A 12679-nucleotide genomic window follows, 5' to 3' on the forward strand; every position below is an offset into this window, starting at 1 on the left:
TCAGAACGCACGGCGACACGATCGTGCCAGACCTGCCAACTTCTGGCTAAAGGTCTCAACCTGCTCGGCCTTCGACGTCTGAGCTAAGCCGCAAGCGTCGCGGCTCGTACCCGAGCTGCAGCGTTTGGCTCGGCTGGGCGCGGAGATCATCGGTCGGGTCGCCATAGCTTACAGAGCGGTCGTCATCCAACAGCGTTCGTCGTTGTCAAGGTGCCGGAATGTCTGGCGCTTTTTGATTACAAGCCCTCCCCGATGGCTCGCTACGGCGTCGAACTCGAAATGGGGAATGTCATGAATGAGAAGTGTTTGGCCTCTGCCGTGGCTCTTGTCGTTGGCGCGCCCGCTGCTGCTGCGCCGGCAGCAATCCTGACGATGAGCGAATGGGCTATGATCCTGTTGGGCGCATTCTTTGCCGGCGGTGCCGCACTCTACTTTCAGCGTCGTAGAATGATTGGTGGCTAAACAACGCATTGCGACGCTTCGAAGCCCGGCCGCGCAGTTCCTTGGACTGTTCGGTCTGATCGCCCTGACCATCTTCTAGGTGCTGGCGACACCTTGGGCGGCGGCTGGCTTTGTCCAGCCGTTCACCCGAGTGCTTGTCGGCATCTCAGCTCATCTGACCGCGCCGTTGGACAGCCGCGTCACCGTTGATGGCGACGGCCTGCGGTCCTCAGATGGCCGCGGAGTCGTTCAGGTTTTGTAAGGCTGCAACGCCGTCGACGTTTGCGCCTTGCTGGCGGCTGCAATGTTGGCCCACCCGACGACGTTCTTGCGATCGCTCACCGGCGCTGTGCTCATATCTGCTACCCACCCATTGCCGACCTCGGTGAGTGATGAAGGGTAGGGCGTTGCACCTAGCGCCATTCTAGAAATGGCCGAACACATAGACCCAACAAATATGATGATCGATTACGCGCCACTTCGGCCACGGAACAAGCTAATGCCGTTGATGATCCGCAATCTAGCCCGACAATCGTGACCGAGGTGCAACGTGTCTGACCCATCTCCAATCATCGATCGCATCGTCGTTGTCGGCGGCGGCACGGCGGGGTGGATGGCGGCGGCGGCGTTGGCGCAGGCGTTCGAGGGCGCCGGCAAGACCGTGACCCTGGTCGAGTCCGAGGCCATCGGCATTATCGGCGTGGGCGAGGCGACGATCCCGGAAATTCGGAAGTTCAATGCGCGCTTGGGGATCGACGAGGCGGACTTCCTGCGCGAGACCAAGGCCACGTTCAAGCTGGGGATCGAGTTCGACGGCTGGCGACGCGAGGGTGAGCACTATTTCCATCCGTTCGGCACCTTCGGACTGGATATGGAAGGCATCGCCTTTCACCATTTCTGGCTGAAGGCCTGCGCCGAAGGCGGGGCGGAGACGTTGGAAACCTACTCCATAGCCTGGCAGGCTGCGCGCCGTGGCCGTTTCGTTCACCCGCAGGGCGGGCCGCAGTCGCCATTGTCCAGCCTGGGATACGCCTATCATTTCGATGCGGCGCTCTATGCGGCCTTCCTGCGTCGGTTCGCAGAAGGGTTGGGCGTCGTTCGCCACGAGGGGCGGGTGGTCGAGGTCCAGCGGGCGGCGGATGGCGATATCGCGGGCGTAAGGCTTGACGACGGCCGGATCGTCGAAGGCGACTTCTTCATCGATTGCACCGGCTTCGTCGGCCTTCTGATCGAGCAGGCGCTGAAGTCCGGCTATGAGGACTGGACCAACTGGCTTCCCTGTGACAGCGCTGTCGCCGCGCCGTGCGAGCGCGGGGAGCCCCTGTCGCCTTACACGCGATCGACCGCGCGCGAGGCCGGATGGCAGTGGCGCATTCCGCTGCAACACCGGGTGGGCAACGGCTACGTCTATTCCTCGGCGCACATCTCGCATCAGGCCGCCGAGGACGCGCTGATGTCGCGGCTGGAGGGCAAGGCTCTGGCCGAGCCACGTCGCCTGCGGTTCGCCACGGGCCGGCGCAAGGACTGCTGGAAGCGCAATTGCGTGGCGGTCGGACTGTCGAGCGGCTTCCTGGAGCCCTTGGAATCGACCAGCATTCACCTGATCCAGAGCGCCATAACCAAGTTGATCACCCTGTTTCCGTCGCAGAAGAACAGCGAGGGCCTTCGCAGCGAGTTCAACGCGCTGATGGAGGAGGAATTCGTCACCGTCCGCGACTTCCTGATCCTGCATTATAAGGTCAATCAGCGAGCGGGATCGTTCTGGAGCCAGGTGCGCGACATGCCGATCCCGGACCGGCTGGCGGCCAAGATCGCCCTGTTCGAGGAGACGGGTCGGATCGTCAGGCGCGACCATGACATCTTTTCCGAATCGAGCTGGCTGGCGGTCGCGGTGGGGCAGGGGCTGACACCGCACGGCCGTCATCCGATTTCCGACGTTATCAGTCATGACGCCAATCGGGGCCGGCTGTCAGCGATCCGAGACAGCATCTGGCGCACGGCCGACGCCCTGCCGACGCACGAAGATGTTCTGATCACGACGATGAATCGTAAGGCGTTTTGAGGCCGGGCCTGCCGCCTGCAAGCCGTGGCAGCAGACTGGCGTCCGTCGCAATGTTGCGGGCGCACCGCTTCTGAACCCGCCGATAGAAACGCGCCAAGTTTGGCGAGGAGCGTTGACATCGCTGTCAATCGGTAGTCCAACACCCTCGCGGACGGTCGATCAAGGCTGCCGAAACGATTGTGACGGGCTGAACCGTCCTCGGGGGGATCAGAAGTGAAGTTAGAGATGTTCCAAGCCGGCTATGCGCCCGCCGCTCGCAGGCTGCGCCGTTCCGTGTCCGCCCTGGCGTTGACCGTCGCCGTCATTGGCGCGAGCGCCGCCCACGCCCAATCGACGCCGGCGCCGCAGACGACTGCCCCGGCCACGGACGATGCGGCGCAGGTCGACGACGTCGTCGTCACCGGCATCCGCGCGCGGATCGCATCCTCGCAGGCGATCAAGCGCGACTCCGACACCTTCGTCGATGCCGTGACCGCCGACGACATCGGCGCCCTGCCGGACAAGTCGGTCAACGAGGTGCTGCAGCGCATCCCCGGCGTGAACATCAATCGCTTCCAGGGCCCGACCGACCCCGATCACTTCTCGGTCGAAGGCTCCAACGTCATCATTCGCGGCCTGAGCTATGTGCGCTCGGAGTTCAACGGCCGCGACGCCTTCAGCGTGAATACGGGTCGCGCTTTAGGCTTCAACGACGTGTCGCCGGAACTGCTGTCCAGTGTTCAGGTCTTCAAGAACGCGACGGCCGACCGGATCGAGGGCGGCATCGCCGGCGTGGTCGATCTGCGCACCCGCAAGCCGTTCGACAGCCGCAAGTTCGTCTTCGGCGCGACGGCGGAAGGCTCCTATGGCGATTTGCGTGAAAAGCCGGGCCTCGGCTTCTCTTCCCTGATCAGCAACGTCTGGGACACCCAGTACGGCTCGTTCGGCGCCCTGTTGAGCTATGGCGAATCCGACCTGTATTCCGAAGCTTACGGCAGCCACCTCACCGACTTCACCTATCGGTCCGATCTGTCGAACGGCGAGGATCGCCGATACGTCCCTCGCGGCGGCGCGGTGCGGACCCAGCAGTTCGACCGTTCGCGCTCGACGCTGGACGGCTCGCTGCAGTGGGAATCGACCGACGGTCGCGCCAAGCTGACGGGCGAATACATCCGCGCCGACTCCACCTCGGCCTGGGGCGAGCGCGTAGTCGAAGTGGATCTGGGCAGCGGTGGCAACCCGACCCCCTTGCCGGGCCAGTCGTTCACCAATGATTCCAACGGCGTCTTCACCAGCGGTCTGCTGGTCAGCAATGCGCCGAACCTGCAGGTTCTGCCCAAGCGTCAGCGCGATCTGCAAACCCTGACCGAAGACTTCTCTCTGGCCGCTGAATTCCATCCGACCGATCGCCTGTCGATCTGGCTGGATGCGCAGTACAGCAAGGCCAGCGCCGACGATTTGGACATGAGCGTCTATGGCGCCATCACGCCGCTCTACACCCTGATCGGCGAAGGGCGTCACGGCGTGCCGGACATCCAGTTCGTGGACGCCTCGGGCCAGCCGTCGGCCAGCACAAACGATCCGTCGAACTTCTACTATCGTTCGGCGATGGACCACATCGAACAGTCGGACGGTGATCAGACCGCGTTCAAGGCGGACGTCAAATACGACTTCGACAACTCGCCGCTGCGCGCCATCCGCATGGGTGCGCGCTATTCGGACCGCGAGCAGACGCGTCGCTACACCGCCTATAACTGGGGTGCCATTTCCGAAAGCTGGGCCGGCGGCGTCACGCCGTTCCAGACCACAGGTCCGTTGGCCGTCGAAGCCTATGACTTCCCCAACTTCCAGCGCGGCCATAATCCGACGCCGATGAACGGCTTCTATCCGACGGCCGATCTGATTGCGGCCTATCGGGACGGCACGCTGCAGGCGGCCCTGGCTGCAGCCAGCAGCTCGGGCTCGACGTGGCGTCCGCTGGATCAGCGTCCGGGCGCCATCGCCGGCACGCCCTTCCTGCCCGGCGATATCAACAACTCGGCGGAACAGACCACCTCGGCCTATGTCCGGTTCGACTTCGGCTGGGATGACATCTTCGGCGCGGACACCGCCATCACCGGCAACCTGGGTGTTCGCTACGCCAAGACCGACTTCCAGACGCGCGGCTTCATCTCAAGCCCCAACATCGCGCAGAATTTCGGTGATGCGAACGGTTTCGACCCGCGCTTCCCTGGTCAGAACATTCCGGTGACCCAGGCCAATGCGGCGGCGATCGCGCAGTTCCGTTGCTCGACCATCCAGCCGGGGCAGTCGGCGCCGGGCTATTGTCTGCTGTCGAACGACCGTCTGAACCAGCTGGTCGCCTTCAGCGACGGCAGCTTCCAAGAGGTCGAGCGCGGCAACAGCTATGACGACTGGCTGCCCAGCCTGAACGTCAATCTGAAGTACAAGGAATGGGTGTTCCGCGGGGCCGTGTCGCGCGCCATGACGCGCCCGGACTTCGGTGTGACGGCCTTCGCCGCCACCCTGTTCTACACCGACATGAACCAGGTCCGGGACAACGGCGGCGACGTCAACACCGCGCCGCTGCTGACCACCTTCACCGGCGGATCGCAGCTGACGGGCGTGCGCTCGTGGAACTATGACCTGGGCGTGGAATGGTATTTCAAGCCGGGCAGCTCGCTGACCTTCAACGCCTTCTACAAGGACCTGTCGGACATCCTGGCCAGCGGCTCGACCGTCCAGCAGTTCAGCAACGCGCAGGGCGTCTCCACCGACGTCCAGGTGAACCAGCAGGTCAATATCGGCTCAGGCTGGATCAAGGGCTTCGAGGTCGGTTACCAGCAGACCTTCAGCTTCTTGCCAGGTCTGTGGAGCGGGCTGGGGATCGAGGCGAACTACACCTACGTCGAGCCTTCGACCTTCCCCAACGCCGTGACCGAGCCGCGCTATGTGGGTCTGGAACTGCCGCTGCAACAGCTGTCGAAACACACCTACAACTTCTCGGTCTTCTACGAGAAGGATCGTCTGTCGGCGCGCCTGGCCTACAACTGGCGCAATGGCTTCCTGCTGACGCCGCGCGACGACGTGAACCCGTTCTCGCCGATCTTCAACGACTCGACGGGGCAGCTTGACGGTTCGATCTTCTACACCCTGAACGACAACTGGAAGATCGGCCTGTATGGCGCGAACCTGCTGGATGAGGTCACCGTCACCCAGCAGCAGACGTCCTACAACGTCAACGGCGCAAACCAGGCCGGTCCGCTGGCCCCGCGATCCTACTTCCGCAGCGACCGCCGCGTGACGTTCAGCCTGCGCTACACCTTCTAAGACGTCTTCTCTGAGCGAAGACTTGGGGCGTCGATCTGATCGACGCCCCTTTTTCGTTCTGGATCAGCCGCCTTCGCGCAGCCGGTCGATGAACTGAGAATGGGCGGGCAGGGCGGCCAAGGTCCGGTCGAAAGCCATGACCATTCGCCCCAGCGACGCCATGGCGGCCTGGATGTCCATCCGGTCGGCCTGGATGTCGTAACGGCGCGGCATGAGGCTCAGGCTGGCCATCAGCATTATCCAGTGCTGAGCATCATAAGGATCGCCATCTAGGGCGACGCCGCCGTTGCGAGACGTGAACTGAGCGATGCGACGCGCCAGGTCGCCGCCAGCCGGGGCCAGTCGCTGGCCTTGCGATCCGCACAGAAGGATAAGATGGAGTCGGTCCGCGCGGTGCGCGATGTCGCGAACCACCGCCTCATTATAGGCCTCGGCGCAGGCTGAAATCTGCTCGGACGCGCCCGGCAGCGATGCAACCAGTTGTGTCAGCTGTCGCTCCAGTAAAATGCTGTCCAGGGCCAGTCCGTCGCCAAAGCGCGCCGCCGCCGGACCAAGAGCAAGACGACGGCCGGTCCAGGGATGCGTATCCAGGCCGGGGGCGAGGGCGACGTCCGACTGGGCGGCGACATCAACGTCGCCCAACCAGGCCGCCAGCGCCGCCTTCGCAACGTCAACGGTGGTGCGATCTGCGGCGTAGGCCAGGCTGGCGAAACCGCCGCCGGGCAAGGTGCTGCGACTGACCAGCCCTTCGACCAGATTGGCCATATCCAGACGCGGCGTGTGATCGCCGCCCACGTAGCGCATGGTCAGACAGCGGTCGTAGCCCAGCCGCCCGGTCCAGTCGCCGTCGCCGCTGAAAACTCCGTTCGCTCGCGTTTCCAGGGTCATGAAGGCCTCGACTTCACGGACATCATCAGGCGTCTCCCGCACGCCAGCGCGCAGGGCGATGTCCCGCAGTCGCGCCGTCAGAACGCGCGCTTCCAGCATCAGTCTGGGACGAAGAAGGGAGCGCGGCGACTGCCGATCCGGGCTGGGATGGGCATAGCGACCGGCCGCCATCACGCGCGCCTGGAACTGCAACGGCGCCAGAAGCGCGGCGTAGTCGGGGGCGGCGTGCGGCTGACGTGTGGCGCGCAACACCACGTCCGTCAGCGCGACTCCATCGATCCCGGGCAGAGGCTCTTCCTCGGCGACGGCGATGTCTCGCGCCTCGCGCCAGTTTTGCAGCAGCGAGCCAAGGAAGAAGCCGCCGTGGCCGTGCGCCAACAGGTCGGCGCCGTCCGACAACTGGACGAGCGCGCCGTCGGGTTCGGCGATCACGACCTCAGGCTCTTCGCCGAGTGCTGGGAAAACGGCCTCTTCCATCAGAACCGAATGACCGGCAGGCAGCTTCTTGGCCAACAGGGCGGCCGCCGCCCAGGCCGCCAGTCCGGTGCCTCGAACGACCCAAACCTTGTCTGACCCGCTCATCGAATGCCCCCTGCGCGCTGGGCGGCCTGGCGGATGAAGGTCATGTGATCGGGCGTCCGATCGACGGTCGATCGGACGGCGTCGCGCAGGGCTGCCAGCCTGTCGGACAAGACGTGCGGTTCCAGCCGGTCAACGCGCGGATCCCAGCCGTTCGGGACGATGTTCTGCCCCACCAGCACGGCGAGCCAGCTGGGCGGCAGGAAGACGCCGATGTCGTAGTCGGGCAGAAGGCCGCGCGATTTGAAGGCCTCGACCTTGGCCGAAAGGCTGTCGGGCCAGGCCATGCTCCGCATCTCGCGCCAGAACGGTTCGTCGCGCTGGTTGGCGACGTAATGCAGAACCAGGAAGTCGCGGATCCGATCGAACTCCAGGGCCATGATCCGGTTGTATTCCTCGGCGTCCGCCGCCATCCCCGCCCTGTCGGGGAACAGGTCCAGCAGGGTCGTGATCCCCAGCTGGATCAGATAGATGCTGGTGGATTCCAACGGCTCCAGAAAGCCGCCGGATAGGCCGATGGCGACGACGTTTCGGTTCCACAGCTTGTGTCGTCGCCCGGTCTTGAAGCTCAGTCGGCGCGGCTCGGCCAAGGCTGGGCCTTCCAGATTGGACATCAGGGTCGCCAGTGCGTCCTCGTCCGAAATGTGGGCCGACGAGAAGACGTGGCCGTTGCCGGTGCGGTGCTGCAGCGGAATACGCCATTGCCATCCCGCCGCCCGGGCCGTTGCGCGGGTATAGGGACCAACCGTCGCCGTCGTCTGGCACGGCACGGCGAAGGCGCTGTCGCAGGGCAGCCAATGGCTCCAGTCCTCGAACGTCGTCTCCAGCGCCTGATTGATGAGCCGACCGCGAAAGCCCGAGCAGTCGACGAAAAGGTCGCCGGTGATGCGGCGCCCATCCGAAAGGACGATGGCTTCGACATCGCCGGTCGGGCCATTCAGGACGTGATCGACGACCTTGCCCTCGGTGCGGACCACGCCGCGCCCGCACGACACCTGGCGCAGGAAGGCGGCGTAGAGGCTGGCGTCGAACTGAAAGGCGTAGCTGAAGGTGGACAGCATGGAGCCGGGGTCGGAAACCGGCCGCTGGAAGCGGTTCGCCTCGGCCGCCCTGACCGGATAGCTGTAATCGCTGATGTCGGCGGCGGCGTCGCCCATGGCGCGGCGCGCGGCCCAGACATGGTGGAAATCGATCCCCTCGATCGGCTCGCCATAGGCGCCGAACGGATGGATGTAGCTGTCGCCGGGACGTCCCCAGTCCACGAACTGGATGCCCAGTTTGAAGGTCGCCTGCGTCTGGTCGATCAATGTCTGCTCGTCGATGCCCATGGCCGTGTTGAAGGCGCGGATGTGGGGCAGGGTGGCCTCGCCCACGCCGACGATGCCGATCTCGTCGGACTCGACCAATTCGATCGAGACGGCGCTACCCGCCAGACGATGAGACAGGGCGGCGGCCGTCATCCAGCCGGCCGTTCCACCGCCCAGAATGACGATTTTTCGGATCGGACCGGCATCGTTTTGGGTCATCATGCCGACTGTCTAGCAGACCATTTTTCGGCATGACAGCGATAGACAAGCCTGACCATAAGCTGTGTCGGCATCGCCTTTTCGAACGGGGATGTTAGAAGCGGTCCGAGCGACGTTCAGGGGGACGGATTTTGGCGACGGTGACGATCTATGACGTGGCCGCGAAGGCGGGCGTGTCCATCAAGTCCGTGTCGCGCGTGCTCAACAACGAGCCGAACGTCAGCCCCACGCTGCGAACCAAGGTCGAGGAGGCGGCTGCGTCTCTGGGGTATCGGCGCAGTCTGTCGGCGCGCAGTCTGGCGGGAGCTTCGTCGTCCCTGATCGCGGTCCTGGTGGACGCGGATCTGACCATCGAACATTGGAAGAGCGGGCGCGGAAGCGACTATCTGGGGCGTCTGGAGTTCGGCGCCCTGATGGAGGCGCGCCAGGTCGACTATCATCTGATGATCGAGCTGGTGGACCATAACTCTCCTGATCTCGAACGCGATCTGATGGCGCTGCTGAACTCGATCCGGCCCGAGGGAGTCATTCTGACGCCGCCGAACTCGGACAATGCGGCGGTGATGGACGCCCTCGACGCGGCCGGCACGCCCTATGCCCGCATCGGACCGGAAGCGGCGTTCGATCGGGGCTTCTGCATCGAGATGGACGAGCGGCGGGCCGCGTTGGAAATGACCCGCCATCTTGTCGACCTCGGGCACACGCGGATCGCCTTTGTGACCGGACCCGTCGCCTATGGCGCCAGCCGGCGTCGTCTGGCCGGCTACAGGGACGCCATGGCCGAGGCGGGCCTGGAGGTGGCGCCGGCCTGGGTGGTGGAGGGCGACTTCACCTTCAACTCCGGCGCGCTGGCGATGGAGAAACTGCACCAGACCGCGCCCGACATCACGGCGATCTTCGCCAGTAACGACGACACGGCCCTAGGCGTTCTGCAATGTGCGGCAAGGCTGGGGCTATCGGTTCCCGGCGACCTGTCGGTGGCCGGTTTCGACGATTCGCCTGGCGCGGGTTTCAGCACGCCAGATTTAAGCACCATCCGTCAGCCGGTGGCGGAAATGGCGGCCGCTGCGGCCCAGCGGCTGATCCCGCCGCTACGCCGCCTTTTGAACGGCGACGCCCATGCGCGCGTCATCGTTCCGCACGATCTGATTGCGCGTCAATCCACGGCTCCCATCGCGCATTGAAATCAGCGATCTGACAGATGTTGACAGCGCTGTCAGGCCTTTGGCACAGTGGGCGTCGTCCAACGGTGCTTCGGACGTCCATATCGGCCTGAAGGCGCGTCTCCGGGGTTGGCTTGGGCGGCGCGGTGGCCCTAGCGATCAGGTCTCTTTCCATGCGCAAGGCCGCCACCGCCCTGATGATCACCCTCATGTCGAGCGCCTGCGCGATCGACCCCGGCATGGCCCGAGCGGTTCCTGTTCAGGCCGTCACGCCCCAGGTCTCCATTGTGACCGACGCGACGCGCGCCCATCCGGCGCTTTGGCCCCGCGCAGCCTCGCCGGCTGCGATGACGGATGCGGCGACGGAAGCCTTCGTCACCGAACTGATGAGCCGGATGACGCGGGAGGAGAAGGTCGGCCAGACGATCCAGGCGGACATCGCCTCCATCAAGCCTGAAGATCTGCTGACCTATCCGCTCGGCTCGATCCTGGCGGGCGGCAACTCCTCGCCCGGCGGGGACGAGCGCGCCTCAGCCCGTAATTGGGTCGAACTTGCCCGCGCCTTCCGCGCGGCGGCCGCCCAGCGGCCGGGCGCCAGGATCCCGCTGATCTACGGCATCGACGCCGTTCATGGTCACAACAACATCGTCGGCGCCACCATCTTTCCGCACAACATCGGCCTGGGCGCCGCGCGCGATCCCGACCTGATCCGCCGCATCGGCGAAGCCACTGCGCTGGAAGTCGCTGTGACCGGCGCCGACTGGACCTTTGGCCCGACCCTGGCCGTGCCCCAGGACGACCGCTGGGGCCGGACGTATGAAGGCTATGCCGAGAACCCCGAGGTGGCCCAGAGCTACGCCGGTCCCATGACGCTTGGCCTGCAAGGCGCGCTGTCTGCGGATCATCCGCTGGCGGCCGGCCACATCGCCGGCTCGGCCAAACACTTCCTGGCCGACGGCGGCACCACGGGCGGCAAGGACCAGGGTGACTTCGCCGGGTCCGAACAGGAGTTGATCCGCACCCATCTGTCCGGCTATCCCCAGGCCATCGACGCCGGGGTGCTGTCGATCATGGCCAGCTTCTCCAGCTGGAACGGCGTCAAACACTCGGGCAACGAGACCATTCTGACCGACGTGCTGCGCGGCCCGCTGGGCTTCGACGGCTTCGTCGTGTCGGATTGGAACGCCCATGGCCAGCTGCCGGGCTGTTCGAACGAAAGCTGCGCCCTGGCCTTCAACGCCGGCATCGACATGTTCATGGCGCCCGACAGCTGGAAGCCGCTCTACGCCTCGACCTTGGCCCAGGTGAAGTCGGGCGAAATCCCGATGGCGCGCCTGGACGAGGCGGTGCGTCGCATCCTGCGCGTGAAGGTCAAGACCGGCCTGTTCAACGACAGCCGCCCGGTCGAGGGTCATCTGAACGAATTGGGCTCGCCCGAACATAGGGCGTTAGCGAGGGAGGCGGTGCGCAAGTCGCTGGTGCTGCTGAAGAACGAGGGCTCGGTCCTGCCGATCCGCTCGGGCGCGCGGGTGCTGGTCGCCGGTCACGCCGACGATATCGGCCAGGCCTCGGGCGGCTGGACCCTGACATGGCAGGGCACGGGCAATTCGAACGCTGACTTCCCCAACGGCCAGTCGATCTGGGGCGGCATCCGCGAGGCGGTCGCCGCCGGCGGCGGTCAGGCGACGCTCAGCGCCGATGGCTCCTTCGCCCAGAAACCCGACGTGGCCATCGTCGTCTTCGGCGAAACACCCTATGCCGAATTCCAGGGCGATGTTGACACGCTGGACTTCCTGCCGACCGAACCGCTTGAGACGCTGAAGCGCCTGAAGGCGGCGGGTATTCCCACCGTGTCGGTCTTCCTGTCGGGCCGCCCGATGTGGACCAACCCTGAGATCAACGCGTCTGACGCCTTCGTCGCCGCCTGGCTGCCGGGCACGGAGGGCGGTGGGATCGCCGATGTGCTGGTCGGCGATGCGGCGGGCAAGCCGCGCAACGACTTTACCGGAACCCTGTCCTTCAGCTGGCCCAAGACCGCCAAGGGTGAGCCGCTGAACGTGGGCCAGCCGGGCTATGACCCGCAGTTCGCCTATGGCTACGGCCTGACCTATGCCCGCACGGCGCGTGTCGGCGCCCTGTCCGAAGACAGCGGCGTCGTCGGATCCGGCAGCAATCTGGATCGTTATTTCGTCGATGGCCGCTTCGTGGCTCCCTGGTCGCTGATGCTGCGCGACGCGGGCGGCGAGTTCCGTCTGGGTGCTGAAAAGAGCGGCGCCAGTCCGCGCGGCGGCGTTTCGGTGCGCTCCACCGACGGCGCCGGCCAGGAATCGGCGCGCGCCCTGACCTTCTCGCAGAACGGGGGGCAGGCCATCATCGCGGCCCAGCCGGTCGATCTGACGCGCCAGTCGAACGGCGAGATGGCCATCGCCTTCCGCTATCGCGTGGACGCCCGCGCCAAGGGGCCCGTCTTCCTGACGCTCGGCGCCGGTTCGGTCGACATCTCCGGCCTGATCGGCGAAGCCCCCGTCGGGGAATGGCGTACGCTGAAGGTGCGTCTGTCGTGCCTGCGTGACCGCGGCGCCGACATCGCCGCCGTCGATCAACCCTGGGGGCTGCGCACGAACGCCGACTTCGCGGTCACGGTCGAGGATATCCGCCTGGCGTCAAACGAGGGCGACGCCGTCTGTCCGACGCAGTAGGCTGGCGCTCGC

Annotated in this window: 7 protein-coding genes; 5 read left to right on the plus strand and 2 right to left on the minus strand. The window is 65.3% G+C overall.

The window, feature by feature from the left end:
* Positions 1-252 precede the first annotated feature (252 nt).
* From Q9R14_RS02110 to Q9R14_RS02120, 3 genes are all read left to right on the plus strand, one after another.
* On the plus strand, positions 253-462 hold the full coding sequence (locus Q9R14_RS02110; protein ID WP_306003316.1) for an IPTL-CTERM sorting domain-containing protein: 210 nt from the start codon (positions 253-255) through the stop codon (positions 460-462).
* Between the two features lie 529 nt (positions 463-991).
* Positions 992-2503, plus strand: a complete 1512-nt coding sequence (locus tag Q9R14_RS02115) for a tryptophan halogenase family protein (protein WP_371929748.1) — start codon at positions 992-994, stop codon at positions 2501-2503.
* Between the two features lie 225 nt (positions 2504-2728).
* Positions 2729-5812, plus strand: coding sequence for a TonB-dependent receptor (locus Q9R14_RS02120; RefSeq protein ID WP_306003317.1), 3084 nt, complete (start codon positions 2729-2731; stop codon positions 5810-5812).
* Between the two features lie 63 nt (positions 5813-5875).
* On the opposite strand, the gene Q9R14_RS02125 is transcribed toward Q9R14_RS02120, so the two are convergent.
* The gene (locus Q9R14_RS02125) at positions 5876-7282 is read right to left on the minus strand and encodes a tryptophan 7-halogenase (RefSeq protein ID WP_306003318.1); all 1407 of its coding nucleotides are present in this window, start codon (positions 7280-7282) and stop codon (positions 5876-5878) included.
* Positions 7279-8808 carry a tryptophan 7-halogenase gene (locus Q9R14_RS02130; RefSeq protein WP_306003319.1) on the minus strand — a complete coding sequence of 510 codons (1530 nt, stop codon included), beginning with the start codon at positions 8806-8808 and terminating at the stop codon, positions 7279-7281. The genes Q9R14_RS02125 and Q9R14_RS02130 overlap by 4 nt, the downstream gene beginning before the upstream one ends.
* Before the next feature lie 137 nt (positions 8809-8945).
* On the opposite strand from Q9R14_RS02130, the gene Q9R14_RS02135 reads away from it, so the two are divergent.
* Together Q9R14_RS02135 and Q9R14_RS02140 are read left to right on the plus strand one after the other, a co-directional pair.
* Positions 8946-9989, plus strand: coding sequence for a LacI family DNA-binding transcriptional regulator (locus tag Q9R14_RS02135; protein WP_371929749.1), 1044 nt, complete (start codon positions 8946-8948; stop codon positions 9987-9989).
* 152 nt (positions 9990-10141) lie between these two features.
* Positions 10142-12667, plus strand: a complete 2526-nt coding sequence (locus Q9R14_RS02140; protein ID WP_371929750.1) for an exo 1,3/1,4-beta-D-glucan glucohydrolase — start codon at positions 10142-10144, stop codon at positions 12665-12667.
* The last annotated feature ends 12 nt before the right edge of the window (positions 12668-12679 follow it).

The sequence above is a fragment of the Brevundimonas sp. C43 genome (genome assembly GCF_030732185.1).
GTDB classification, from domain to species: Bacteria; Pseudomonadota; Alphaproteobacteria; order Caulobacterales; family Caulobacteraceae; genus Brevundimonas; species Brevundimonas diminuta_C.

Excerpts from the sequence above, each read along its gene's own strand:
- Q9R14_RS02110 (WP_306003316.1), top strand. The coding sequence starts at position 253 with ATGGCTCGCTACGGCGTCGAACTCGAAATGGGGAATGTCATGAATGAG.
- Q9R14_RS02120 (WP_306003317.1), top strand. The coding sequence starts at position 2,729 with ATGTTCCAAGCCGGCTATGCGCCCGCCGCTCGCAGGCTGCGCCGTTCC.
- Q9R14_RS02125 (WP_306003318.1), bottom strand. The coding sequence starts at position 7,282 with ATGAGCGGGTCAGACAAGGTTTGGGTCGTTCGAGGCACCGGACTGGCG.
- Q9R14_RS02130 (WP_306003319.1), bottom strand. The coding sequence starts at position 8,808 with ATGATGACCCAAAACGATGCCGGTCCGATCCGAAAAATCGTCATTCTG.
- Q9R14_RS02140 (WP_371929750.1), top strand. The coding sequence starts at position 10,142 with ATGCGCAAGGCCGCCACCGCCCTGATGATCACCCTCATGTCGAGCGCC.